29 protein-coding genes and 6 tRNA genes are annotated in these 25,780 nt (G+C 35.7%); 25 read left to right on the forward strand and 10 right to left on the reverse strand.

Going from position 1 to position 25,780, the window contains the following annotated elements; translation table 11 throughout:
• Positions 1 to 11: 11 nt before the first annotated feature.
• The 8 genes from BLR62_RS05830 (at position 12) to BLR62_RS05865 (ending at position 8,865) form a co-directional block, all read left to right on the forward strand.
• On the forward strand, positions 12 to 821 hold the full coding sequence (locus BLR62_RS05830; RefSeq protein ID WP_090794513.1) for a pyruvate, water dikinase regulatory protein: 810 nt from the start codon (positions 12 to 14) through the stop codon (positions 819 to 821).
• Between the two features lie 259 nt (positions 822 to 1,080).
• Positions 1,081 to 2,901 (forward strand): DNA primase, encoded by a 1,821-nt coding sequence (gene dnaG, locus BLR62_RS05835; RefSeq protein WP_090794517.1) that lies wholly within the window; start codon positions 1,081 to 1,083, stop codon positions 2,899 to 2,901.
• Positions 2,902 to 2,933: 32 nt separating this feature from the next.
• The gene (gene rpoD / locus BLR62_RS05840; RefSeq protein WP_090794520.1) at positions 2,934 to 4,055 is read left to right on the forward strand and encodes an RNA polymerase sigma factor RpoD; all 1,122 of its coding nucleotides are present in this window, start codon (positions 2,934 to 2,936) and stop codon (positions 4,053 to 4,055) included.
• A gap of 120 nt (positions 4,056 to 4,175) precedes the next feature.
• A complete protein-coding gene (locus BLR62_RS05845; RefSeq protein ID WP_090794523.1) occupies positions 4,176 to 4,727 on the forward strand; it encodes a hypothetical protein in 552 nt (183 codons plus the stop codon).
• Positions 4,711 to 5,448, forward strand: coding sequence for a tRNA (adenine(22)-N(1))-methyltransferase (locus BLR62_RS05850; protein WP_245719404.1), 738 nt, complete (start codon positions 4,711 to 4,713; stop codon positions 5,446 to 5,448). The genes BLR62_RS05845 and BLR62_RS05850 overlap by 17 nt, the downstream gene beginning before the upstream one ends.
• Entirely contained in the window at positions 5,441 to 6,562 is a 1,122-nt protein-coding gene (locus tag BLR62_RS05855; RefSeq protein ID WP_090794525.1) for a Nif3-like dinuclear metal center hexameric protein, read from the forward strand. Before BLR62_RS05850 ends, BLR62_RS05855 begins: the two co-directional genes overlap by 8 nt.
• A 93-nt stretch (positions 6,563 to 6,655) precedes the next feature.
• Positions 6,656 to 7,963, forward strand: coding sequence for a DEAD/DEAH box helicase (locus tag BLR62_RS05860; RefSeq protein ID WP_090794528.1), 1,308 nt, complete (start codon positions 6,656 to 6,658; stop codon positions 7,961 to 7,963).
• Between the two features lie 11 nt (positions 7,964 to 7,974).
• On the forward strand, positions 7,975 to 8,865 hold the full coding sequence (locus tag BLR62_RS05865; RefSeq protein ID WP_090794530.1) for a deoxyribonuclease IV: 891 nt from the start codon (positions 7,975 to 7,977) through the stop codon (positions 8,863 to 8,865).
• Positions 8,866 to 8,928: 63 nt separating this feature from the next.
• Here BLR62_RS05865 and BLR62_RS05870 read toward each other — a convergent pair whose 3' ends face one another.
• On the reverse strand, positions 8,929 to 9,216 hold the full coding sequence (locus BLR62_RS05870; RefSeq protein ID WP_090794532.1) for a DUF2624 family protein: 288 nt from the start codon (positions 9,214 to 9,216) through the stop codon (positions 8,929 to 8,931).
• Positions 9,217 to 9,396: 180 nt separating this feature from the next.
• Between BLR62_RS05870 and BLR62_RS05875 the strand changes: the two genes are divergently transcribed.
• On the forward strand, positions 9,397 to 10,089 hold the full coding sequence (locus BLR62_RS05875; RefSeq protein ID WP_245719405.1) for a lytic transglycosylase domain-containing protein: 693 nt from the start codon (positions 9,397 to 9,399) through the stop codon (positions 10,087 to 10,089).
• 56 nt (positions 10,090 to 10,145) lie between these two features.
• Here the strand turns inward: BLR62_RS05875 and BLR62_RS05880 are convergent, their stop codons facing one another.
• Positions 10,146 to 10,436 carry a hypothetical protein gene (locus BLR62_RS05880; protein ID WP_218119756.1) on the reverse strand — a complete coding sequence of 97 codons (291 nt, stop codon included), beginning with the start codon at positions 10,434 to 10,436 and terminating at the stop codon, positions 10,146 to 10,148.
• Positions 10,437 to 10,510: 74 nt separating this feature from the next.
• Here BLR62_RS05880 and BLR62_RS05885 point away from each other — a divergent pair, with 74 nt between their 5' ends.
• The 11 genes from BLR62_RS05885 (at position 10,511) to BLR62_RS05935 (ending at position 17,306) form a co-directional block, all read left to right on the forward strand.
• Positions 10,511 to 11,143, forward strand: a complete 633-nt coding sequence (locus tag BLR62_RS05885; RefSeq protein ID WP_342706534.1) for an NfeD family protein — start codon at positions 10,511 to 10,513, stop codon at positions 11,141 to 11,143.
• 145 nt (positions 11,144 to 11,288) lie between these two features.
• Entirely contained in the window at positions 11,289 to 12,935 is a 1,647-nt protein-coding gene (locus tag BLR62_RS05890; RefSeq protein WP_090794540.1) for a Na/Pi cotransporter family protein, read from the forward strand.
• Between the two features lie 194 nt (positions 12,936 to 13,129).
• Positions 13,130 to 13,204: transfer RNA gene (locus BLR62_RS05895), tRNA-Asn, on the forward strand.
• 6 nt (positions 13,205 to 13,210) lie between these two features.
• Positions 13,211 to 13,287, forward strand: a tRNA-Met gene (locus BLR62_RS05900).
• A 17-nt stretch (positions 13,288 to 13,304) separates the two neighbouring features.
• Positions 13,305 to 13,380, forward strand: a tRNA-His gene (locus tag BLR62_RS05905).
• A 7-nt stretch (positions 13,381 to 13,387) separates the two neighbouring features.
• Positions 13,388 to 13,464, forward strand: a tRNA-Ile gene (locus tag BLR62_RS05910).
• 25 nt (positions 13,465 to 13,489) lie between these two features.
• Positions 13,490 to 13,582, forward strand: a tRNA-Ser gene (locus BLR62_RS05915).
• 24 nt (positions 13,583 to 13,606) lie between these two features.
• A tRNA-Phe gene (locus BLR62_RS05920) sits at positions 13,607 to 13,679 on the forward strand.
• A gap of 114 nt (positions 13,680 to 13,793) precedes the next feature.
• The gene (locus BLR62_RS05925; protein WP_090794543.1) at positions 13,794 to 14,288 is read left to right on the forward strand and encodes a TraR/DksA C4-type zinc finger protein; all 495 of its coding nucleotides are present in this window, start codon (positions 13,794 to 13,796) and stop codon (positions 14,286 to 14,288) included.
• Between the two features lie 174 nt (positions 14,289 to 14,462).
• The gene (locus tag BLR62_RS05930; RefSeq protein ID WP_090794546.1) at positions 14,463 to 15,074 is read left to right on the forward strand and encodes a superoxide dismutase; all 612 of its coding nucleotides are present in this window, start codon (positions 14,463 to 14,465) and stop codon (positions 15,072 to 15,074) included.
• A gap of 114 nt (positions 15,075 to 15,188) precedes the next feature.
• Positions 15,189 to 17,306: a peptidoglycan D,D-transpeptidase FtsI family protein gene (locus BLR62_RS05935; protein ID WP_090794549.1), complete on the forward strand. Its 2,118-nt coding sequence runs from the start codon at positions 15,189 to 15,191 to the stop codon at positions 17,304 to 17,306.
• 54 nt (positions 17,307 to 17,360) lie between these two features.
• Here the strand turns inward: BLR62_RS05935 and BLR62_RS05940 are convergent, their stop codons facing one another.
• Positions 17,361 to 17,882: a hypothetical protein gene (locus BLR62_RS05940; protein ID WP_090794552.1), complete on the reverse strand. Its 522-nt coding sequence runs from the start codon at positions 17,880 to 17,882 to the stop codon at positions 17,361 to 17,363.
• A 23-nt stretch (positions 17,883 to 17,905) separates the two neighbouring features.
• Positions 17,906 to 18,247, reverse strand: a complete 342-nt coding sequence (locus BLR62_RS05945; RefSeq protein WP_090794556.1) for a hypothetical protein — start codon at positions 18,245 to 18,247, stop codon at positions 17,906 to 17,908.
• Between the two features lie 172 nt (positions 18,248 to 18,419).
• Here BLR62_RS05945 and rpmG point away from each other — a divergent pair, with 172 nt between their 5' ends.
• Together rpmG and BLR62_RS05955 are read left to right on the forward strand one after the other, a co-directional pair.
• On the forward strand, positions 18,420 to 18,569 hold the full coding sequence (gene rpmG, locus BLR62_RS05950; RefSeq protein WP_090794561.1) for a 50S ribosomal protein L33: 150 nt from the start codon (positions 18,420 to 18,422) through the stop codon (positions 18,567 to 18,569).
• Positions 18,570 to 18,632: 63 nt separating this feature from the next.
• Positions 18,633 to 19,175, forward strand: coding sequence for a 5-formyltetrahydrofolate cyclo-ligase (locus tag BLR62_RS05955; protein WP_090794564.1), 543 nt, complete (start codon positions 18,633 to 18,635; stop codon positions 19,173 to 19,175).
• Here BLR62_RS05955 and BLR62_RS05960 read toward each other — a convergent pair.
• The gene (locus BLR62_RS05960) at positions 19,169 to 19,981 is read right to left on the reverse strand and encodes a hypothetical protein (protein ID WP_176759229.1); all 813 of its coding nucleotides are present in this window, start codon (positions 19,979 to 19,981) and stop codon (positions 19,169 to 19,171) included. The two genes, BLR62_RS05955 and BLR62_RS05960, sit on opposite strands and share 7 nt — an antisense overlap.
• 221 nt (positions 19,982 to 20,202) lie before the next feature.
• Between BLR62_RS05960 and BLR62_RS05965 the strand changes: the two genes are divergently transcribed.
• From BLR62_RS05965 to BLR62_RS05975, 3 genes are all read left to right on the forward strand, one after another.
• Positions 20,203 to 21,162 carry an ROK family glucokinase gene (locus BLR62_RS05965; protein WP_090794571.1) on the forward strand — a complete coding sequence of 320 codons (960 nt, stop codon included), beginning with the start codon at positions 20,203 to 20,205 and terminating at the stop codon, positions 21,160 to 21,162.
• Positions 21,163 to 21,312: 150 nt separating this feature from the next.
• Positions 21,313 to 23,211, forward strand: coding sequence for an LTA synthase family protein (locus BLR62_RS05970; RefSeq protein WP_090794574.1), 1,899 nt, complete (start codon positions 21,313 to 21,315; stop codon positions 23,209 to 23,211).
• A gap of 60 nt (positions 23,212 to 23,271) precedes the next feature.
• A complete protein-coding gene (locus BLR62_RS05975; RefSeq protein ID WP_090794579.1) occupies positions 23,272 to 23,901 on the forward strand; it encodes an MBL fold metallo-hydrolase in 630 nt (209 codons plus the stop codon).
• 74 nt (positions 23,902 to 23,975) lie between these two features.
• Here the strand turns inward: BLR62_RS05975 and BLR62_RS05980 are convergent, their stop codons facing one another.
• The 5 genes from BLR62_RS05980 to comGC are packed head-to-tail and all read right to left on the reverse strand — an operon-like array spanning position 23,976 to position 25,776.
• Positions 23,976 to 24,332 carry a hypothetical protein gene (locus tag BLR62_RS05980; protein ID WP_090794582.1) on the reverse strand — a complete coding sequence of 119 codons (357 nt, stop codon included), beginning with the start codon at positions 24,330 to 24,332 and terminating at the stop codon, positions 23,976 to 23,978.
• Positions 24,301 to 24,753: a competence type IV pilus minor pilin ComGF gene (gene comGF / locus BLR62_RS05985; protein WP_090794636.1), complete on the reverse strand. Its 453-nt coding sequence runs from the start codon at positions 24,751 to 24,753 to the stop codon at positions 24,301 to 24,303. Before comGF ends, BLR62_RS05980 begins: the two co-directional genes overlap by 32 nt.
• Positions 24,707 to 25,039 (reverse strand): type II secretion system protein, encoded by a 333-nt coding sequence (locus BLR62_RS05990; protein ID WP_090794639.1) that lies wholly within the window; start codon positions 25,037 to 25,039, stop codon positions 24,707 to 24,709. The genes comGF and BLR62_RS05990 overlap by 47 nt, the downstream gene beginning before the upstream one ends.
• On the reverse strand, positions 25,026 to 25,469 hold the full coding sequence (gene comGD / locus BLR62_RS05995; RefSeq protein ID WP_090794642.1) for a competence type IV pilus minor pilin ComGD: 444 nt from the start codon (positions 25,467 to 25,469) through the stop codon (positions 25,026 to 25,028). The genes BLR62_RS05990 and comGD overlap by 14 nt, the downstream gene beginning before the upstream one ends.
• A complete protein-coding gene (gene comGC / locus BLR62_RS06000) occupies positions 25,459 to 25,776 on the reverse strand; it encodes a competence type IV pilus major pilin ComGC (RefSeq protein ID WP_090794645.1) in 318 nt (105 codons plus the stop codon). Before comGC ends, comGD begins: the two co-directional genes overlap by 11 nt.
• Positions 25,777 to 25,780 lie beyond the last annotated feature (4 nt).

Below are 25,780 nucleotides of genomic sequence, written 5' to 3' on the forward strand. Positions count from 1 at the left end.
AGGATGAGTTGATGCAAAAACCAGTTGTGTATTTAATTTCAGACTCATTAGGCGAAACAGCTGAAAAAGTAATTAAAGCTGCGCTACTACAATTTATAAATGGACAAGAATATGAATTGATCCGCACCCCTTATGTCGAAGATAAGTCAAGAATTCGCCAAGTTTTATCTGATGCAAAAAAGGATCAAGCCATCGTTGGCTATACGTTAGTGGATCCTGAATTAAGACAATTTGTCATGCGTGAAGCTGTTGAAATGCAGTTAGAAGCAATTGATATTATCGGCCCGATGCTTGAAGCTATGGAAAGATTGTTCCAGAAAAAACCTAGAATGAAACCAGGACTAGGTCATCAACTTGATGAAGCGTACTTTAGACGAGTTGAAGCAATTGAATTTGCGGTTAAATATGATGATGGACGAGACCCTCGTGGTATAGAACAAGCTGATATTGTATTGGTCGGTGTTTCGAGAACTTCAAAGACCCCACTGTCACAGTATCTAGCGTTAAAAAGCTTCAAAGTAGCAAATGTACCGATTGTCCCTGAAGTAGAGCCTCCAAAGGAGTTGTTTGAAACAGATCCAGCTAAGTGTTACGGTTTGAAAATTAGCCCGGATAAATTGAACGATATAAGAAAAGAACGATTAAAAGCACTTGGTTTAAAAGAACATGCTAATTATGCAGCACCTAAGCGTATACATGAAGAGATTGACTATTTTGAAACAGTCGTTGATCGAATTGGCTGTCCAGTGATTGATGTGTCGTATAAGGCAGTGGAGGAAACAGCTAATATTATTTTGCAGTTACAAATGACAACCCGATAAATCTTAGGTGATAAAAATGTGTAGTAATTTAATTCGATTTATATTATAATAGTTGTTTGTGAAAATAACTATTTTCATATAATTACAAACACCCTATCTCTCGGTAAGACAGGGTGAGCTAAACCCTACAAGGTTTAATCTACTAATCTTTGAGGTAAATAGGTAATAGTCACCGAGTTTTCTAATGATTTTTGAATTTGTTGTCGAATGATGCAGGAATTTTTGATACTTTATAGAAATTAAGTGTTGGTGATAAATTATGTCAGGTCAAATTCCTGAGCAATTGATTGAAGAAGTTAGACAAGCTAATGACATTGTTGATGTTGTTGGTGATTATGTTTCTTTAAAGAAACAAGGTAAGAATTACTTTGGACTATGTCCATTTCATGGTGAGAATACCCCCTCTTTTTCAGTGACACAGGATAAACAAATTTATCATTGTTTTGGCTGTGGTAAAGGCGGAAATGCGTTTACCTTTCTAATGGAAATAGAAGGTTTTACATTTCAACAAGCCGTAGAACATTTAGCTGAAAAAAGTGGTTATGAACTGCCAGAGCATGTTAAGGGTCAACAAAATTCAGTCAATCATCAAGATCAAGACTCTCTTATGGCGTACCAATGGTTAACAAAGTTTTATCATCATATCCTAGAGCACGCAAAGGAATCTAAGCACGCAAAGGATTATTTGTATAACCGTGGATTGAATGATGAAATGATTGAGCGTTTTCAAATTGGATTTTCTCCAGAAGTACAAGAATTAACACCGCAGTTTCTGGAGAAGAAAGGTTTTAATTTGCAACAGATGGTTCAATCAGGTTTGTTGATGCGGAACGACCATAATAAAGTATATGATCGATTTAGAGGAAGAATCATTTTCCCTATTCGTAATCATTTAGGCAAAACAGTTGGATTCGGCGGTCGTGCTTTAGGTGATGACGAACCCAAATATTTAAACAGTTCTGAGTCTTCCTTATTCCAAAAAGGAAAGATGTTATTCAACTTTGATTTAGCAAGAAGTGCTATAAAAAAAGAGAAACAAGCGATTTTATTTGAAGGGTATATGGACGTCATATCAGCTTTTCAAGTCGGTATAGAAAATGGTGTCGCTACTTTGGGTACATCCATTACGGATACGCAAGCGTCACTCCTTAAACGTTATGTAGATACAGTTGTTATTTGTTATGACGGCGATCATGCAGGCAGGGAAGCTTCTTATCAGGCGGCTCAGCGACTGAAAAAAGCGGGGTGTGATGTACGAATTGGTATCTTACCGACACAATTAGATCCAGATGCGTATATTAAAGAATATGGCGCGAAAAGGTTTAAACATGAAGTGATCGAGGCAAGCTCTACTTATCCAGCGTTTACAATGTTTTATTTTAAAGGTAAATACAACTTGCAAGTAGAAGCGGATCAAATGGCTTATATCGATCAAATAACTAATGAATTAGCAACAGTAGAAAGAGCGATCGACCGTGAACATTATGCGAGAGAGCTCGCTAATCAATTCAATTTGTCAATTGAAAATATAGTTGAAGAAATTGATAAAAAACGAAGTCAAAATCATCGCTATCATAAGGATAGAACACGTAGTGAAAGCCATACTAACCACTATGTAAAAAAACAAACTAAAAATAAATTGCTTCCTGCTTATCATAATGCAGAAAGAAAGCTATTGACGTATATGCTTTATGATCGGTCAATTGCTGAAAAGATAAAACACCAATTAGGAGCAAACTTTAATATTGACATGCACAAAGTGATCGTCACCCATCTATATGCATTTTATGAAGATGGTTACGATGCAAACGTTAGTCAATTCATTGAACGAATTCCAGATGATGTGATAAAAAACGATGTCATCCAAATGGCAATGGAGCCGGTACTAACAGACATGACAGATGAAGAAATTGATGATTATATACGAATCATTAAGGGAGAAAAAGAAGAAAAAGCAACGATTCGAGATTTAGTACAAAAACAAAAGCAAGCTGAATTAAATAAAGATTATGTTTTAGCTGCGCAGATCGGTATGGAAATCGTTGATTTGCAAAAACGACTTAAATCAAGAAGTCGATAAGGATAGAGACAGTCGGAAGGAGGGGGACTCTCATGGCAGAGAATAAGCCAACTAATTCTAAAGATAACCAGCAAGAATTAACATTGGATCAAGCAAAAGAACAAATCGTTGAACTTGGTAAAAAACGAGGTGTCATTGCTCATGAAGATGTTGCAGAAAAATTAGCGGTATATGAATTAGAAACAGATCAAATTGATGAGTTTTACGAATATTTAGGCGAGCAAGGAGTTGAAGTGGTAGCTGATGCGGGGGATGGCCCTAGTGATCAGCAAATTCAGAAGGTAGAAGAATTTGATCTCAATGATTTAAGTGTCCCATTAGGTATTAAAATTAATGATCCTGTTCGTATGTACCTAAAGGAAATCGGACGTGTTGATTTACTTTCAGCAGCAGAGGAGATTAGTCTAGCTGAAAAAATTGAACAAGGTGACGAAGAAGCAAAACAACGACTAGCAGAAGCAAACTTGAGGCTAGTTGTCAGTATTGCTAAACGTTATGTAGGACGAGGTATGCTGTTTTTAGACTTGATACAAGAAGGAAACATGGGTCTAATTAAAGCAGTTGAAAAATTTGATTATCGAAAAGGATTTAAGTTCAGCACCTATGCGACATGGTGGATTAGACAAGCGATTACACGTGCTATAGCTGACCAGGCTCGTACGATTCGTATCCCAGTTCACATGGTAGAAACAATTAATAAGTTAATTCGTGTTCAAAGACAATTACTGCAAGATTTCGGACGCGAACCGACACCGGAAGAAATCGGTGAAGAAATGGACTTGTCTCCAGATAAAGTAAGAGAAATTCTAAAAATTGCTCAAGAACCTGTATCGTTAGAAACACCAATTGGTGAAGAAGATGATTCTCATTTAGGTGATTTCATTGAAGACCAAGAAGCAACTTCACCATCAGATCATGCAGCATACGAGTTATTAAAAGAGCAATTAGAAGATGTGTTAGATACTTTAACAGACAGAGAAGAAAATGTCTTAAGATTACGTTTTGGACTTGATGATGGCAGAACACGTACCTTAGAAGAAGTCGGTAGAGTATTCGGGGTTACAAGAGAGCGTATTCGTCAAATCGAAGCGAAAGCACTTCGTAAATTACGACACCCAAGTCGTAGTAAGCGATTAAAAGACTTCATGGAATAAACTAAGAGCATATGGTTGGCTCAGTCAATCTAGATTCAGTTGAGCTTCAATTGATTCTTGATTGACTTTTTATTTATTAAAAACCCATATGTAGTGATGCTATCGATCTGAGGTGTAGACATGGATCAAAACAGAAAAGATACGATCATACGTGAAATAAAGTATTGGAAAGACAATCAGTTATTGCCAGATCACTACTGTGATTTTTTACTAGCTTTGTACAGTGAAGGTGAAATAGAAGATGATGAGACAGATGATGTGAGTGATAAAAAAGTTAGAAAAGACGTCTCGGTTTTTCCTGTTTTATTCTTAATGCTAAACCTGATTGTGGTGCCTAGTGTTGTATCTTTAGTTTATTTTTTGAATGTTACCATTAGTTTTTTTATAACACTGATTGTCATTACGCTTATAATTGTCATTGGATTTTATTACATAGGCTCGAGGATCCATGGGATGAGTGTTGAATATGTTTTAGGTGTTTTGTTATTAAATTTATTGCTCATTTCAATTGTGATTATCGAGCAATGGATTCCAAATGTTTGGCTAAGTTTAGTTATTGTACTTGGACAACTATTGTTATGGTTATATATAGGTTATAAAAGAGCGTCAAAACTTTTAATGGCAATGGGTGTTATAGGGATTCTAGTCATGTTAATTGCTGTTATTATATGATGAAAAAGGACTGTTTTATGTGATAAATAAACGATTATCAAGGCGCTTAAAACTCGTCGCGTCTTACTTGCCTAAGAGCGCTTATTTTGCTGATATTGGGAGTGATCATGCCTATTTACCGGTTACTGTCTGTTCGCATGATTTGTCTGCAAAGGCTTTGGCAGGAGAAATTAATGAAGGGCCATTTAAAGCTGCAAAGCAACATGTAGGTGCCTATGGTCTTCACGATCGAATTGAAGTGAGAAGAGGAGACGGGTTGACTATTATTGAGGAAGATCCTGTTAAGCAAGTTACCATTGCTGGTATGGGAGGAAGTCTGATTCGCTCGATTCTAGAAACAGGAGAAGAATATTTGAAATCTGTTGACTTACTCATTCTTCAACCGAATGTAGATAGCTATGACCTAAGACATTGGATGGTTACAAGTCCTTTTTCTTTGGTAGATGAGCAGATTCTTGAAGAAGATGGTCATATATATGAAGTTTTAGTTGCTAAAAGAGGGCAATCTGGTTTTAATGAGATGTCGTATAAACAACTCCTCTTAGGGCCTATCTTAATGAAAGAAAAATCGAAACCTTTCATCTCCAAATGGAAGCGTGAACGAGATAATAAAGAAAGAATTGTTGAGCAAATGAAGTTAGCAACATCACCAAACCAATTAAAAATAGACCAATTTATTAAAGATATTCAATTAATTAATGAGGTGATCGAAAATGACTAAACACGTATCAGCGGGTAAAGTGATCAATTTATTTGAACAGTGGGTTCCAAAATACTTAGCGTATGATTGGGACAATGTTGGCTTGCAAGTCGGTCAACTGTCTCAGCCGGTTCAAAAGGTTATGACAACTCTGGACGTAACAGAATCTGTCGTAGATGAAGCGATTGAAAAAGAAATTGATTTAATTATTGCTCACCACCCATTGCTCTTTAAGTCATTGAAGCAAATTGATTTAAGCACACCTAAAGGTCGAATTGTTCAAAAATTATTAACACACGATATTACTGTTTACGCAGCACATACAAACCTAGATATAGTGCCGGGTGGTGTGAATGATATGCTCAGCGATCAATTAAATTTACAACACACTTCTGTTTTAATTCCTGAAAGAAAAGAATCACTATATAAATTGTGTATTTATGTACCAGTAAATGCATTGGAAACAGTAGATCAAGCATTGGTTGAAGAAGGAATTGGACAATTAGGCAACTATAAAGATTGTTCGTATCGAATAAACGGTACAGGTACATTCACGCCAATGGACGAATCGAATCCATATATAGGTGAAAAAGAGGAACGTTCGTTTGTCGATGAAGTGAAAATTGAATACGCAGTTGAACAAAACCAAATAAAAACCGCACTTCAAATCTTGCACACGAATCACCCGTATGAAGAACCAGCTTATGACTTGATCAAATTAGAAAATGAAGCAATGACGTATGGTTTAGGACGTATTGGTGAACTGAGCGAACCAACATCGCTTAAAGATTTTTGTTCATATGTTAAGACACAATTTGGCTTAAACGGTTTACGCGTAACAGGAGATCTTGATCAAAAAGTTTCTAAAGTTGCGATCTTAGGAGGCAGTGGTGAAGGTTTCTTTACACAAGCAAAACGTTTAGGGGCAGATGTCTATATAACGGGGGATATGACCTTCCATCCTGCACAAGATGCTGAAGCTATCGGTTTATCCATTATTGATGTGGGTCATTATGTTGAAAAAACGATGATTTCAGGTGTTAAAGACTATTTAACGAAAAAAGTGGAAGAAAACAATCTAAATATTAATGTAATAAAGTCTGAAGTGAATACAGACCCATTTAGATTCATCTAATATGGTAAGTATTCATTTCAGTGCAATTTAAGAAATCATCGATTATAATAGTAAATGAAAGATACGAAAGCTTTTACAAATGAGGAGTCTATTATGGAAAACCATCAATTTAAAGAATACAATTTACAACCATGGATACACGATGTGATCAAACGTCTTGAGTTTAAAAATCCTACACCGATTCAACAAAAAGTGATTCCAGCTATACTACGTCATGAAAGTGTTATTGGCCAATCTCATACAGGTAGTGGAAAGACACATGCGTTTTTAATTCCATTATTTAATCAAATTGACCCTGCAAAAGATGAAGTTCAAGCCGTTATTACATCACCGACACGTGAATTAGCGACTCAAATTTTTGAAGAAGTCAAGAAAATGATTGCTTATCAAGACGAAAAAGATCAGGTCAGTGCTAAACTTCTTATAGGAGGAACGGACAAGCAGCGGTCTGTTGCAAAACTTACCACACAACCTCAAATTATCGTGGCGACACCAGGTCGACTTTTAGACCTAGTAAAAGAAGAAGCCATTAACCTATATACAGCCAAATCATTTGTCATTGATGAGGCAGACTTAATGTTAGACTTAGGTTTAATAGATGAAGTGGATCAAATGCTTGTGAGAAGTCATGAAGATATTCAAGTGCTTGTGTTTTCAGCAACCATACCCGAACGTTTACAGCCATTTTTGAAAAAATATTTGCAGAGTCCGACGCATGTTCATATTAAGGATCAATTACCAAAAGAGCTGATCGAGCATCGTTTGATACCCATTAGACATCGGGAACCTTCAGAAGTGATCAAACAAATTGCAACGGTTATTAACCCGTACCTAGCGATCATTTTTACTAACGGTAAAAAAGAAAGTGATGCACTTTATCAGAAGCTACTCGACCAAGGTTTATCAGTCGGTTTAATGCACGGTGGGTTAAAACCACGTGAGAGAAAACGTGTGTTAAAAGATATTCAAGCGTTAAAGTATCAATATATTGTAGCAACAGATTTAGCTGCTAGAGGCATTGATATTAAAGGGGTTAGTCATGTTATTAATGCTCAACTACCTAAAGAAGAAGAGTTTTACTTGCATCGAGTGGGTCGAACAGCTAGAGCAGGTATGAAAGGTACTGCGATTAACTTGTATCATGATGATGATCTTTCATTAATTCAAAAATTACATCAGAATGGTACTGAATTTGATACGTATGATATTACCAATGGACAGTGGAAAGAAATAAAACCATGGAATGAACGAGCGAAAAGAAAAAAACAAGGACATGATGTCGATAAAGAAGCGTGGAAAAAGGTTCGTAAGCCTAAAACAGTCAAGCCAGGTTATAAAAAGAAAATGAAACGTCAACAAGAAAAAATTAAAAAACAAATGAGCAGGAGAAATAAAAAATAGGGGTGATTTAAATGACATTAGGATCTCACGTTTCAATGAGTGGAAAAAAAATGCTCTTAGGTTCAAGTGAAGAGGCAACACAATATGGATCAACAGCCATGATGATTTACACGGGTGCTCCACAAAATACACGAAGAAAAGCAATAGAAGACTTGAATATTGAAGCTGGAAAAGAGCACATGAAAGATCACGGTATTGAAGATTTAATTGTTCATGCGCCTTATATTATTAATCTAGGTAATACAACAAAACCGGAGACATTTGAACTTGCTGTATCATTTATGCAAAGTGAAATTGAACGAACAGCAGCTCTTGGTGCAAAGCAAATTGTACTCCATCCCGGTGCACATGTTGGTGCCGGTGCTGATAAAGGGATCAATAAAATTGTAGAAGGTTTAAATGAAGTGTTAAAAAAAGAACATGATGTCCAAATTGCTCTAGAAACAATGGCAGGAAAAGGGACAGAAATAGGACGGACTTTTGAAGAGTTGGCAAAAATTATTGCTGGTGTTGACCAAAGTGATAAATTATCTGTATGTTTAGATACATGCCATGTTCATGATGCAGGTTATGATATTGTTAATCACTTTGATGACGTATTGGATGAATTTGATTCAATTGTAGGTTTGGAACGCTTAAAAGTCATTCATGTGAATGATAGTAAGAACGAAAAGGGTGCCCACAAAGACCGACATGAAAATATAGGATTTGGGTACATTGGATTTGATGCGTTAAATTATATTGTTCACCATCCAAAGTTAGCTCATTTACCAAAAATCCTTGAAACACCATATGTAGGTGAAGATAAGAAGAACAAAAAACCACCTTATAAATTTGAGATCGACATGTTAAGAGCTCAAAAATTTGATCCGGATCTTAAAGAAAAAATAATGAATCAATAATAAAATTTTTAAAAAAACGCATGACCCTTCTATATTCGAAGGATCATGCGTTTTAAATTTAGCTTATGATTTAAACCAACTTTCAGCCTGATAAAGATCAATGTATTCACGAAGTATTTGTTGTAATTTCAATGTTGTTTGTGGTGATGTTAGTCTTTCAATTTTTTCGAATAATTGTTGTAAATCACTTAAATTAAAGGGATCAAAGTGAGGATCTTTTAAGTATACAAGAATTTGATGTGCTTGTTCATGTGAGAGTGAGATGGAGTACATGGATGCATATTCGAGCAATTCAAAAACGGTTAATTGCTTAATTTTTGATCGAATAACTTCTTTAAACATAAAATTCATACTATTCCTCCTATTCAATAATGAATACGCTTTAAAACCCAATAAAATACATATAATAACTATATAAAGATATAAATGGTAATTAAAACCAATCTCGAACGTTTATAGTTGCATTTGAAAATAATATCAGTTAGGATAGCGACTTGTAGTCATAATGATTACAAGAAAGGAATGATGAACATGCAACAAAATCAATTTATGAGCATTATGGGTATTGTCCTAACAGCTATTATTTTCTTTACTATTCATATACAAGACCCATCACTTGTACAAGCACAAGATGAGGACGAGATACAATTAATTGCTCAAAATAAAGAAACGACTGACCGGTTTGATGAGCAAACGATCAAAGAGAGTGACACACTTCTAACACCATTTAACTGGGATAATGTAGAAGAGGCTGCAAACGAGATGGTCGAAGACAGCAATGGGGAATTTAAAAAATCATGGGCCGTTTATTTAATCAATGAAGCAAATGCCTATGATATCGATCCATTTTTAGTTTATGAACTCTTAAAAGTTGAAACAGGTCATACATTCAACCCAGATTTAGTTGGACCAGAAACGCAGTATGGTCATGCTTATGGCTTAGCGCAATTTATGACAAACACAGCGCCGTGGATCGCTGATATGGCTAATTTACCATATAGCTTTGAGTTGTTGTTCGACCCTTACTATTCAATGGAACTCTCTGTTGTTTATCTCGATTATTTATATGACGAATATAATAATTGGGATGAAGCATTGACTGCTTATCATCGCGGGATGTCTGGCATGGAGACCTATAAGAGTCAAAACGGCACAGCTAGAAGTGAATATGCAGAGGTTATCCAAACAAATGCCGAAGAGCACTATGTTGCAACAAGTGATTAATTAAAAAAGTTTTAGCGAAAACTCGTATCTATAATAGATGCGAGTTTTTTAATATTTTATTGCTCATCATATTTTGGCCATAAATAGTGATCCCCTATGTTTAATTCGTTATGATTGGCTTTTGGATTTAAAGCATAGAAGTCTAATAATGCCTGCTCCATATCGATCGTTTTTCTATTATTTATTTTAAACACAACCGCTTGAAACGTATCATGAGGTTCAATTCGATAAGATTTCACTTGAAAGCTTTGTGTGAGTTGATCATAATGAGAGTAAGTAGGTTGGATATTAGAAGTTTCAACATCTTTTGATAGGTCAATTAATAAACTGAATATGAACAGTATCAATATAAATTTAAACAAAGTTGATCACTCGCTTTAATGCTCTAGTTATATAAGTTTATACAAAAAGGGGAATCATTATGATGAATGTTTTGGCTTTTGATGGATTAAGTTTTATCTTGGTTGGACTTGCGAGTCTGTTTTTGATCGGAGAATTACTAGTTAAAGCAAGAGGCGGATTTTTTGTTCTAGGCTTTATATTCATAACATTATATTTCATGATTTATTTAGACCCGTCTATGGTATTAACGATGTCAATTATTTATTTTTTAGGTGTCATCTTAATTTTTGTAGATGGCCAATTTATAAATGAAGGCTTTCTTGCTGGAATTGGTGGACTCCTCATGATTATTTCTGTTGGACTCAGCTCACCAAATTGGGTCGTTGGTTTGTATGCCATTATTGGTGTAGTGATTGGAGGGGCTTTGTCATTTCTTTGGTTGAAATGGCTACCTAAGCGAAATATGTGGACGAAGATCACTTTGGTGGATTCATTAACAGACGATTTAGGCTATAGCTCAATGAATGTTAGTTATAAAGGCTTGATTGGTGAAGAAGGGGTATGTATAACCGATATGCGCCCCATTGGCACGATAAAAGTAAAAGGCAATCAATACAGCGCTATTTCAAATGGACATTGGATAAAGAAAGATACGACGATTGTAGTAAAGCAAGTAGATGGGACACGTATCCTTGTTGAGCCGGCTGAGTGACAGCAACAAAGGAGAAATTAAGAAGAGTGTAAATTTAGTGTAAATTTTAGTCGAATTCTCTTTACATTTAGCAAGTAAATCATTAATAATGAGAAAGGATTGTTTTTTAGAGACATATATTTTAAATGTGAAGGGATGAGAATCCATGGAAATTGAGATCCAAAATGTGTTATTTGAATTCTTTGGAGGCCTCGGTATATTTTTATTAGGTATAAAATATATGGGGGATGGACTTCAAAAAACAGCAGGAGACAGACTAAAGGATTTATTAGATAAATTTACAAGTAATCCTTTTATGGGTGTATTATCGGGGATTATTGTCACAATCTTGTTGCAAACAAGTACTGGTACAACCGTCCTTGCAGTCGGTTTAGTTAATGCTGGCTTTATGACGTTAAGACAATCAATCGGTGTTATTATGGGTGCTAACGTCGGGACAACGTTCACTGCATTCATTATTGGTATCAAGATTGAAGAATATGCTTTGCCCATTGTCGCTGTTGGTGCTTTAATGCTCTTTTTCTTTAAGAATCAAAAATTACTTAATTATGGTCAGACAATATTCGGTTTTGGTGCCCTTTTCTTAGGCCTGGATCTAATGGGTAGTGGGCTTTATCCGCTCCGCTATTTACAAGCCTTTCAAGATTTGATGGTTCAATTATCTGACCAGCCATTACTAGGTGTCATGATTGGAGCCTTGTTTACATTCCTTGTACAAAGCTCAAGTGGTACCATTGGTATTTTGCAAAATTTATATGGCCAAGGAGCTATGGAATTACAAGAAGCGATGCCGATTTTATTTGGTAACAACATAGGTACGACCATTACAGCTATTATCGCATCAATTGGTGCAAGTATTGCTGCTAGACGTGCCGCTTTAACACACGTAATTTTTAATTTAACGGGCGCGATTATTATTATTTTATTATTAAGACCCTATACAGCACTTATTGCTATGATTCAAGAATCTCTTGGTCTAAATGCGGAAATGACCGTTGCGTTTGCCCACGGTATTTTTAACGTGGCAAACTTGATTATTTCATTCCCATTCATTGGTTTATTAGCATACTTAGTTACGAAGCTAATTCCTGGTGAGGATTCTGCTATTGAATTTAAACCGACACATTTAGATCCTATTTTCATAAAACAATCACCAGCAGTAGCTCTTGATCAAGCTAGAGAAGAGATTATTCGAATGGGCGATTATGCTTATCGTGGTTTAACTGAGACAGCTCTGTTTTTAAACAATCATGAAACAAAACACTCAGATAATGCATTTCAACTTGAGAATGCATTAAACAAATTGGATAGAGAAATTACAGATTACTTAGTTCATTTATCAGTTTCTCAATTATCAGATGCAGACAGCGAGAGACATACAGCGATGATGGATGCTGTTCGTGATATAGAGAGAATTGGCGATCACTTTGAAAATATAATTGAACTGATTCAATTTAAAATTTCAAGCAAGATCGTATTAACAGATGATGCGAAACAAGATTTAAATCATATGATTGAATTAACAAACAGTACGGTTAAAAAAGCCGTGGAAGCTTTATCCACAATGAATCGTGAAGATGCGTTGGAAGTAGTAAAACTTGAGAATAATATTGATCGATTGGAAAAGAAATATCGTAAAAGTCATATTATTCGTTTGAATGAAGGGAAATGTTCTGGTTCATCTGGTATTGTCTATGTTGATATTTTAAGTAACTTAGAACGTATTGGTGACCATGCGTTAAATATCGCAGAAGAAGTGCTAGGAGAGAAAATACCAGAAACAGTGCATTAGGACAAGGTTTAAGTAGCAAAGTGAATGTGTTTATTCATTTTGCTACTTTCTATTGATTGTTTATGATAAACATGCTATATTAATTAAGGCGTTGATGAAGTGAAAAAAATGTATTGACGAACTTTTCAAATCGTGGTATATTATTAAACGTCGCTGAACTTAGTTCGGCACACACACGATACATTGTTAATTATTCCACAGTAGCTCAGTGGTAGAGCTATCGGCTGTTAACCGATCGGTCGTAGGTTCGAATCCTACCTGTGGAGCCATATTGTGGCGGCGTAGCTCAGCTGGCGAGAGCGTACGGTTCATACCCGTGAGGTCGTGGGTTCGATCCCCTCCGCCGCTACCATTTACATAAAGAATATGGCGGTCGTGGTGAAGTGGTTAACACATCGGATTGTGGTTCCGACATTCGTGGGTTCGATCCCCACCGGTCGCCCCATGCGCGCGGACCCTTAGCTCAGTTGGTTAGAGCTATCGGCTCATAACCGATCGGTCGCAGGTTCGAATCCTGCAGGGTCCACCATTTCATAAATTATATTTTTTCATGCGGAGGAATACCCAAGTCTGGCTGAAGGGATCGGTCTTGAAAACCGACAGGGGCTTCATCGCCCGCGGGGGTTCGAATCCCTCTTCCTCCTCCATTTTATTTCCAACTACATAGGTATGGCTTGGTAGCTCAGTCGGTAGAGCAACGGATTGAAGCTCCGTGTGTCGGCGGTTCGATTCCGTCTCAAGCCACTAAAGTAAAACCATCAGGTGCAATGCATCTGATGGTTTTTACTTTTGTCTATGTTTAATGTTTTATAATAACAGGTAAACTATAACAAACAGATTAATATAGGGAGTGTTTTTATGGACAAACCTGTTCATTTAGATCAAGTTAAAGAGCTTTTACTGACAAGAAAAAAAGACTTAATGGCAAGCAAAAGTCAACAATCAAATTTAGATACGACAACTGAATTATCTGATTATGATAATCACCCAGGTGATCTTGGTACAGAATTACATGAGCGTGATAAATCACAGGTATTATCAGAGTACGAAGAAAAAGAATTAGAGGATATTAAAATTGCGTTAAAACGAATCACCGAAGGTACACATGGGTATTGTGATGAATGCTCTAAATTAATTAATCGTGAACGCATGTTGGCCGTACCAACAACTCGTTATTGCATTGAACATGCAAAAGAACAGCAAAATCAAGTATCAGAAGATCAACAATCCATGAGCTCATTAGAAATGGATGATACAGATACGTGGAAAACCGTTGAAGAATATGGGTCATCAGAACACAACACAAAGCTGAATGAAAATCAGCGAAAAGTAAATGGTGATTCATTATCATAAATGGGTTTAACATGTTTCATTTTAGTGAATAGTATCTTTAAGTAGGGGTTCAAATAGAAAGAGCAAATTGTTTGAAACTGAGATATGAATTTGTTAAAGTAAAGATGGTTGAGAAAGTGAACATTTTGTGAACTTTCTCAAAAAAAGATTAAAAATTTTAAGGAGGCAATACTTATGGCGAAATTTGAATTACCAGAACTACCTTATGCATACGATGCGTTGGAGCCTTATATTGACAAGGAGACAATGAACATTCACCATACGAAGCACCACAACACATATGTTACGAAATTGAATGCTGCTTTAGAAGGGCATAGCGATCTTCAAGACAAATCATTAGATGAACTATTGTCTGATCTAGATGCTCTACCAAAAGACATCCAAACAGCTGTTAGAAATAATGGTGGCGGTCATGCTAACCATAGCCTGTTTTGGACATTGTTATCACCAAATGGTGGCGGTGAACCTTCAGGCGATATTGCAAAAGCTATTGATCAAAAATTTGGTAGCTTTGATGCATTTAAAGATGAATTTAAAACAGCAGCAACAGGTCGTTTCGGATCTGGTTGGGCATGGTTAATTGTTGATAATGGAGACATCGCAATTACTAGCACACCTAACCAAGACACACCAGTTATGGATGGTAAAACACCAATCCTAGGCTTAGATGTTTGGGAGCATGCTTATTACCTTAAATACCAAAACAAACGCCCAGATTACATCGAAGCGTTCTGGAATGTCGTTGACTGGAATAAAGTAAACGAACTTTACAATCAAGCTAAATAATTTCTATTAAAACCTGAGCCTAAAAATAGGGCTCAGGTTTTTTTCATAATAAATGAAATAAGTTGGAAATCATGTTATAATATCATGTACGTAAACAAGAAGAGGTGAAGACAGTTGGCTTCGAAAAAAAAGAAAAAAAGAACACAGTTGCCACTAAGACTAAACGTCTTATTTCTATCTATATTTGTACTCTTTTCATTATTAATTTTACAACTTGGTGTTGTTCAAATATTAAATGGGGAAGAAGCAAGACAGAGAGTAAATGAAACAGAAAATACACGTGCTTCTCTATCCGTTCCTAGAGGTCTAATGTATGACCGGTATGGGAATCTATTATTAGATAATGAACCTCAACGTGCTATTACATATACTCCACCTAAAAATGGAGATTCTGCATTAACACGTTTAGAAATCGCGGAGAATCTTGCTGATGTGATGACCATGACAAATGATTTTGATGAACTTGAAACAATGGTTCGTGAGCGAGATAAACAAGAGTATTGGTACTTATTAAATACTGAAGAAGCAAACAGTCGCTTAACAGATGAAGAAAGAGAACTTGATACTGGTGAGCAATATCAACGTATTTTGGATCATATTGATGAAGATGATTACAATGAATATGATTGGTCAGATGAGTATTTACTCAATGTAGTCGCGATCAAGAAAGAATTAGATCAAGCATATGAACTATCTCCGCATACGATTAAAAATGATGATGTTTCAGAAGAAGAATTCGCACTCATATCAGAGAATCTTCATGAGTTACCAGGGATCGATGCTATTATTGATTGGGATCGTATCACTCGGTATGACTCTACTTTCTCTAGTTTCATTGGTGGTATTACCTCATCTGATGAAGGGATACCTAGTGAAGATCGAGATCGCTATCTGTCACTCGGATACAGTCGAAATGATCGAGTAGGAACGAGTGGTTTAGAGCAGCAGTATGAGAGTGTTTTACGTGGTCAAAAGGAAATTATTGAATACACGACGGATAATAGTGGAAATATTGTTGGAACCGAAACCGTGAAAGAAGGCAAGAGTGGAAATGATTTAATTCTCTCATTAGATGTAGAATTCCAACAAGAATTAGACCGCATTGTTCAAGAAGAACTTGAAGATTTCATTAATCAAAACCCAAGTGAGAATCAATATATGGAAGATGCACTTGTCGCAGTCTTGGATCCTCAAACGGGGGATGTACTAGGTATGTCAGGCGCACATTATAATCGTGATGAAGATCAGTTTCAAGATCAAGCTTATCGTGTAATTTACGATTCACACATTCCTGGTTCTTCAATAAAAGGTGCAACCGTGCTAACTGGTTACGACACAGGCGTTATATCGCCAGGTACTGTTATAGAAGATCGACCGATTCGAATTGCCGGAACACCAGTCAAACGATCTCACACAACGATGGGACGTATCGATGATTTAACTGCAATTGAAGATTCATCAAACGTCTATATGTTTGAAATTGCGATGCGCCTTGCCGGTGCGAATTATACACCAAATGAGCCGCTTCGTAATTTTGATAATGATAGTTTTCAAGAAATGCGTAGATACTTTAATCAGTTTGGGTTAGGCGCAGAAACAGGTATTGATTTGCCATATGAATCTACTGGATTCGTCGGTACTAACATACAAGACCCGGGTCTACTTCTTGACTTTGCAATCGGACAATATGACAACTATACCACCCTCCAACTGGCACAGTATGTATCAACCATTGCAAATGATGGTTATCGCATTAGTCCAAGACTTGTTAAAGAAATTCGCCAGTCAAACGGTGATAAAGATTCATTAGGTTCTGTGATTGATAATTATAGTCCTGAAGTGAAAAATCGTATCGATATGGACGATCATTATATAGAGCGTGTCCAAGAAGGGTTTAGAAGAGTAGCAACAGACGGAACGGGTAGTGGTCACTGGGCCGATAGTCCTTATGATGTCGCGATTAAGACAGGTACGGCTCAAAACCATTTCTTTGATGATGGTGTGCAGCAAGAAACTAATAACTTAACACTTGTCGGTTATGCTCCATATGATGAACCGGAAGTTGCATTTGCCATTGTTGTACCTAGATCTGGAACAGGTAATGACCACAACGGTATTCACCATAATATAGGTAACCAGTTGATTGACACGTATTTCGAAATGAAAGAAGAGCGTAATGAAGATGGAATTGATGAATCGATTATTTCTGAAATGGCAGAAGATGCAGAATAACAACTCACTAAAACACCCCTTACTTTCATATTAAAAGTAAGGGGTGTTTTAAGATTAATTTTGACTCGCAATTGTATCCACAACTTCTTCCAAACTCATATCTCGACTTAATTCAAATTGACCGACTTGGATGTTAGTCCCATAGTCATGCTCCGAAAGAAAATCTGTAAATTCTTCTCGTGAATCAATGATACTTGCTACGATCAAATAATCTGCAACTTGTGAGACAGTCATACCTTCTTCGATTGTCAAAATAAATTGATCATTATCAGCTTCATTTTGCTCATCATTTTCTAAATCAGAATCGGCTTCACTCACGTTATTTTCATCATCACTTTCATCCTCATTTTCATCTTCATTATCTTCTGTATAACTTTCTGGCTCAACTTCATCTAAAGTTGGCTCATCTTGTGAAATAAAATAGCCTTCTGCTTCAAGCCTGTTAATCATCTCAAGATCGGTTAATTCTTCTTGTTCGACTTCATGTGTAATGTCTTCAAATTGGTAATGATAGACTAGTATAATCAGTGTTGCTGTTATAAGACCTAGCGCAAATGCTCGCAAATAATGTTTCATATGGACTCCTTTATGAATGTAGTCTAGAGTTGATTAACAACCATTTCAATGTCATATTCACTTAATTGTGTTTTCTTACTTATATCTTGAACGGAATAGCCTTGTTTATAGAGTAGTTCAACTTGTTTTTTATGATTAGATCGTGAAGATGAGGGACCTTTGAAATCCTTTAAGTCAACCTCGTTGGGCAATAATTCTTCTTCAAGAACTTTAATTTTTTTCTTCATTTGATAGTTATCTTGCAATGTTGATAACGAAAGTTGCTCAATTTGATCCTCTAATTTTTTGAATTTATCTTCAGCGAAAAAGGAAATAATAAAAATTAAAAGTGCAACAATAAGTATCGTAATTCCAGCTATGTACATGTATATTCCTCCAGTCTAGTCTCCTTATAGTTATAACATATTTTAAAGGTTAGGAAAATCATCAATTATAATATTGAATTAGAGACTTGAAAAACATTCATTAATTTGATAATATAATTAAGTCTGAAATGATCTAATAAATTTGACAGTTGAAAAGTTTGGAGGGATAAACATGCGTGTAAACATCACACTTGCGTGTACAGAAACAGGCGATCGTAATTACATTACGACAAAAAATAAACGTAACAACCCAGAGCGTATTGAAATGAAAAAATATTGCCCACGTTTAAAGAAACACACATTACATCGTGAAACAAAATAATGTATAAAAGACTCTTACCTGATTCGGTAAGAGTTTTTTTAAAATTATAATGAAGGTGATGTCATGAAAGAGCAGTTAAGAAAACACTATTTAAATGAATTAAAAACAATACCTGAAATAGATCGTGAGCGTATTAATCAAAAATTACAAGAACAACTTTTTCAGCATCCGAAGTGGACACAATCCAAATCGATAGGTATTACCATTTCAGCGTGTTATGAATGGGATACGATACCGATTATTGAAAAAGCATGGTCAGAAGGAAAATATATAGCCGTACCAAAGACAGTCCCTGAAACAAAATCAATGATATTTTATTATATCTCCAATTTTGATTATTTAAAAAAAGAAGCATTTGGATTGCTAGAGCCTGACCCGAACTATTTGGCTAAAGCAACTGATGGTGATCTTGATCTAATCATTGTACCTGGTATTGCATTTGACGATGACGGCTACCGTATTGGTCATGGTGGTGGTTACTACGATCGATATTTAGCTAAGCAAAATGTGAATACATTAAGTCTTTTGTCAAATCAACAACTTGTAAAGAAACTACCAATTGATGATTATGATATACCGGTAAAAGACTTAATCGTCGTTTATTGATGAATCTGTTGTATTAGCATTTCTGGTTCTTGATTAACATTCGTAAATAATACGAGTAATTCATCGAGTTGCTTAGAAATGAGGATTAAAGGCATGTAACTAGTAGTATGGTCAGTATCTTGACTAAAAGGAATGATATAGTGTTTGTATAACCCTTCAAACAATTGACCGATCACTTTCGTCTTCGTTTCTTCTGAAAATGTATTGAAATACTCGTGTTCTTGTTTAGTCAATTCAATTAAAGGTACAGCCCAATACTCATCTTGATTGATATTAAAGTGATGAATTAAGTTTTTCCATTCCCTATTCAAACGTTCAAGAGCGTCTTGTCTTACTAATGTTTGTATATGTTTTTCTGTTTGATTTTTTGGCTCCTTAAAACTTTGATATTTTTGATTAATTGAATAAACAAAAGCTTGATCGTGAGTCAATGTGTGAAAGCTATTAATACTTTTAGAATCTGTATGCCTCTCTCCGTAATGAAAAGATAGACTTTCATAAAGGGCATCTTGATGATGATCAAAAGCACTCATTTGACTGATGTCTCGTTCATTTTCTTTCCACTTAGACATGATACCTTTTAATCGACCATTTTTGTATAGTAGGCCAACATCTTGACGTAAATAGACTGGAATATTGCTACTAGATGTAACAGACCATTCAATAGAAGGAGTTTGAATATTATCTTTAAGCAAGATTGATGTAGAACTTTCAGTTATTTGATTTTTTTCATCGATTGGGTAATAAGTTAAACTAGTAGGAATTGAAGATTGATTTGAGTGCAACACAATCCACAAGGTAAACATTAAAAAAAGTAAGGAAAAGTATAATGAACACTTAAACATAGTCAACACTCCAAATTGTCATAAATTTTAATCGATTTTTCATCTAAAATTAATCTGATTTTATTTCATATTATGATTAAAAGTTTGCTATAATACTTAGAGAATCTAGAATTTGTATAACTATTAGAATTTATAATACATAGCGACCTAACATTAAAAACAATTACAAAGGAGACTTAATAATGAAAAAATATTTATTTGGTGTAGATATTGGTGGAACAACAATAAAATTAGGCATTATTTCAACAGAAGGTCATATTATTGATAAATGGGAGATTACGACAAAAAAAGGCGATCAGTCTGATCAAATTCCAAATGATATTTGGGAAGCACTCAGCTTGAAAATGAACGACCATCAGATTGATAAAAACCAGGTGCTAGGTATTGGAGCTGGTGCCCCTGGATTTGTTATGACGGAAACAGGGGTTATTGCGCAAGCGGTGAATTTAGGATGGATAGACTTTCCTTTAGGCGAATTGCTTAAAAATTTATCAGGTTTACCTGTATATATTGATAATGATGCAAACATCGCAGCTTTAGGAGAAAACTGGTTAGGGTCTGGAGATCTAGCTGAAAACTTAGTGGCAATTACTTTAGGTACGGGTGTCGGGGGTGGCATTATAGCAAATGGCCAAATTGTTAGCGGCACAAATGGCATGGCTGGTGAGATTGGTCATATGACGATGCAATACAATGGTGCGCCTTGTAACTGTGGACGAAATGGATGCCTTGAAACGATTGCTTCTGCAACAGGAATTGCTCGTATTACGAATGAGCGGATCGATAAGTACCCTAATTCAATTTTACGTGATATTCGATCTTTAAAAGGTAAAGTAACGGCTAAAGATGTCTTCGATGCCTATAAAGAAAGTGACGAATTAGCAACAGAAGTTGTGAACCATATCACCGATGTATTAGGGCTTGCGATTTCTAACATTGCAACGATCGTTAATCCATCTAAAATTGTCGTCGGTGGCGGTGTCTCTAAAGCAAAAGATGCACTGTTAGTTCCACTTGAAGCGGCTTATAAGCGCTATGCTTTGCCTCGAATCGTTGAAGGAAGTTCATTTACTATCGCAAGTTTAGGGAATGACGCGGGTATTATTGGTGGTGCTTACTTAGTTAAGCAACATCAATTGTAAATCAAATTATTTTCCCTTTGTAACTTAAAAAGGTATTATAGCGTCTAATCATTAGTGGGTTTGCCAAGTTAATAAAAAGGGTAAATACTTTAATGATGTGAATATAAATAGAGTCGTTCACATGTGTTTAATTTTAAGGGAGGACTATTCATGTTCCAAACAAATAACAAATTAAATTTATATGTGTTAGCTAGCTTGTTATTCGGTGCTAAAACGTATATAATTTATCGATTTTTCTTTAATATTGATATTGAGAATTTTATGCAAGAGATTATACTTTTTATTAATCCTTTTGCCACAGCATTTTTAATTTTAGGGGTTAGTGTGTGGTTTAAAGAAAAACATCAAATTCGATATATTAAATATGCCATGATCTTCGGCACGTTAATTCTATATTTCAACATTTTGTTCTATAGAAACTTTGGAGACTTTCTTACGTTTCCTGTCTTGTTCCAAGGTAGTAACGCAGCCGATTTAGGATCGAGTATATTAGCGTTAGTAGAACCTTTTGATTTAATTGTTCTAGCTGACTTAATTGCGATTTGGTGGATCACAAAACGTGATCAATTAGCTATTACCGTTTCATTTCCGAAAAAGAAAAAGTTACTTGTCTTAAGTGTGTCTTTTGTCTTTTTACTAGGGAATTATGTGTTGGCTGAAATTGAACGCCCTCAGTTGTTACAAAGAGGTTTTGACAGAGAATATCTCGTTAAAAATATTGGGTTATTTAATTTCCATGTGTACGATGTCATTCAACATTCTAGATCGCGCGCACAACGTGTGTTCGCTGATGGGAATGAATTATCTGATATTTTAAGTTATGTTGATGAACACACAACAGATAACGAAGAGACCGATATGTACGGGATTGCAGAAGATAAGAACGTTATATTTGTCACGCTCGAATCACTCCAATCATTTGTGATTAACAATGAGTTACATGGTGAAGAGATTACACCGTTTTTAAATGAGTTGATTGATGACAGTTATTACTTTGAAAACTTTTATCATCAAACTGAACAAGGAAAAACGGCTGATTCTGAGTTTATAATGGAGACCTCTTTATATCCACTACCGAGTGGTTCGGCTTACTTTACGCACAGTAGTAATGAATTCTTATCAACTCCCCAAATGTTAGCTGAAGAAGATTATACATCGGCAGTATTCCATGCTAACAATGCTAGTTTTTGGAATCGTAACAGTATGTACGATAATCTAGACGTTGATCATTTCTATGACATTGATGCTTACGAGGTTACAGATGACAATAGTGTCGGTTGGGGGATGAAAGATAAAGAATTCTTTGAACAATCTATGAAATATCTAACATCATTACCTGAACCGTATTATGCTAGGTTCATAACATTGACAAATCATCATCCGTTTGATTTAGATGAAGAAGATGCAACCATTGATAAATTTGATTCGAACTCACGTACATTGAATCAGTATTTCCAAACGGTTCGTTATATGGATGAAGCGATCGAAGAATTCTTTGACCACTTAAAAGCTGAAGGGATCTATGAAGACTCGTTAATTGTCATGATGGGTGACCATTATGGTATTAGTGATTTTCATGACCGTGCCATGGCACAATATTTAGAAAAAGATGAGATTACACCTTATGATCACATTCAATTGCAACGTGTACCATTCTATATTCATATGCCAGGTCATGAAGGTGAAGTCATTTCTGATATCTCAGGTCAAGTAGATGTGAAGCCAACATTAATGCACTTACTTGGCATTGACGATTCACATGATGTTTCGTTTGGTACCAATTTATTCGGGTCTGATCGTAAGGAATATATTGCACTTCGTGATGGAAGCTTCATCACTGACGACTACATTTACACAAGAGATACTTGTTATGATCGTGAAAGTGGTGAAGTTGAAGGAACAGAAAGCACAAGTTTAATTGGTGATGAAGTTGACTCAACAGAGACGCCTTGTGGACCAATGATTGAACAGGTTGAGCAAGAGATGTCTTATTCAGACAAATTAATTTATGGTGATTTATTTAGATTCCACGATTTTGAAACAGAATAAACACAATAGACCCCTTACACATACTGTAAGGGGTCTATTCCGATACATAGGAGGATTAAGATGAATGTAGAAAGAATGTCTTTAGGACAACTTGGAACAAACGGCTATATCATTTATCAAGAAAACAGTGCACTTATCATTGACCCAGGTGCTGATGAAGAGCGTATTAAGTATTTTGTTGAGCAACATCAACTCAATCCTAAAGCGATTCTATTGACACATGCACACTTTGATCATATTGGTGCAGTTGATGCAATTCGTGATAAGTATAATATCCCGGTTTATTTACATGAGGATGAATCTGATTGGCTAGAAGATCCTAAGTTGAATAGTTCAGTCCTATTTCCGTTAGGTGATATTACTGCCCGAAGAGCTGATTATGGTTTATCTGAAGGCATTATGGAGATTGATGGATTTAAATTTGAAGTGCGCCATACACCTGGACACTCACCAGGCGGTGTCATATTTGTTTTTGATGAAGAAGATTTCGTGATCGCCGGGGACAGTTTATTTAATGGTGGGATTGGACGAACAGATTTACCAGGTGGGGATTATCAAGTGTTACAATCGTCAATCAAAAATCAGTTGTACACCTTGCCAGATCATTTTCAAGTTCTACCAGGACATGGTGATGTGACAACGATCGAAAAAGAAAAGCGATCAAATCCATTTGTGAGAAGTGATGATTGATCATCTCAAAAAAATCGACTGCTTACTTTATTATTAAAGTAGAGCAGTTGATTTTTTATTTGTCATGACTGAAATTAAGGTTTTTGTATTGTATAATGTCTTGTTTTTCGGTGAGATGAAATGGATGCTCTTACCTGAAACGTTAGTGTATCTTCATCCTTATCTGTTACCCGAATTGTTGCGCTGCCATGTGGATAATCATATGTGACTGATTGATCTACAACAGTTACTTCTATGAATTGTTCCGTTGCTAATCGATGTATATTATCTAACTGCAAATTTATCATTTCCATTTGAGAAAGTGAATGTTCGTTATACGTAGTGCGAATAAGGGTGAATAAAAAGATAGACATAATCGATGTAATCAATAAGCTAAGGATAAGGATCGAACCTGATTCATTACGGTATCGTTTTATGAATGTTTTTTTCATAGTGTTCTCCTGATTGTGTCATGACCTTGATATGAATGAAATGCTCATTCTCAACTAATTCAAAAGACAAAACATCTCTCAATAATATCTCATGGCCTGATTGGTTAACTCGCCTCCTAATAACTGTCTGGTATTGTTCAATCGTAATCGTTTCATTTAAAGTGTTGTTCAGCTGCATTTGATCGTTAGATACACTATAGATCTCAGATTGTGATATTTCATCTGTTATAAAGTGAAAAAACTGATACACAGCGTGTTGATCGTATTCTCTTACAGGAACAACAAGCGTATAAAGACTAGGAAGTAAGAGAGTTATCAATGATAAAACAACAATAGAAATCAAGGCCTCAACAAGAGTAAACCCGTCTTGATTTTTATTTGTGAAGATAAAACGTGACGAAGTCTTGATCTCTTTTAACATTTTGCCACTCGCCTTTAATGAGTATTAGATCCTTATCCTCTTCAGTAGAAAGTTTAATTGATTGGTCGGGATCAAGTTGAATAGTCGTCGTTTCAATCGACTGTGCATCTTGTGTTTCAATGTAATTAAATACGGCATGATGATATTCAAGCCTTTCTCTTAACATAACCTTATTCATTCTCAATCTTTCTATAATTGGAAAACCAACAGTAAAAATGGCAGAAATCATAATCAAGCTTATTAGGCTTTCAATTAACAAGAATCCAGATTGGTCATGTTTTAACATAATATGACCGTCCTTTCCCAAACGGAAATATGATGGTGTACGTAGCACGCTTTGTCTTAATTTGCATTCGACCAGGTCCTCTGATCGTTCCGTGATTCGAAAAATAAATTGGATTGTTGAGTGACGTCATTGTAATGGTCCAATTTGATGGTGTATCTCTTGTTGTGATAGGTGGTTCAATTGGACTATGTCTAATTTGGTATTTATGGTCATTGGGATAGATTTGAATGATCGGTTGTTTATCCGTTAATATGGTTTCTTTTTGAATCGTTAATAAATCAAGTTCGAATTGGGTATACCATTGTTTAAATTGATAGTGATGATAGTAAGATAATGAGACTTGTGAACCAATCCATAAAGTTAATTGAATAATAAACAGCACAAGGAGTAGTTCGATCAGTGTAAAACCAGATTGCTGCTTAATCCACATCTTCGGTTGTAACCCGGTAATTCAATGTGTCTTCGTAAATAAGACGCTTTGTTTTATTAGCAACCAAATCTGTCGATAAATAATCGGCTGCGACTAATGCCTGAATAGACTCTGGGTATTGTCCATGATCGATAAAATAAGCTTGTGTTTGATTTTCGGCCATCTGCACCATGGTTTCCTCGCTCTTAGCGTGTATGTCTTTATTACGGTCTGCTAGATTAGGCACGAGCAAGATAAGCAAAATACTAATGACAGCAAGTACAATTAACATTTCGATAAGCGTAAAGCCTTTTTCATTTTTCATCATGTGA

The organism is Pelagirhabdus alkalitolerans, from assembly GCF_900096905.1.
GTDB classification, from domain to species: Bacteria; Bacillota; Bacilli; order Bacillales; family Amphibacillaceae; genus Pelagirhabdus; species Pelagirhabdus alkalitolerans.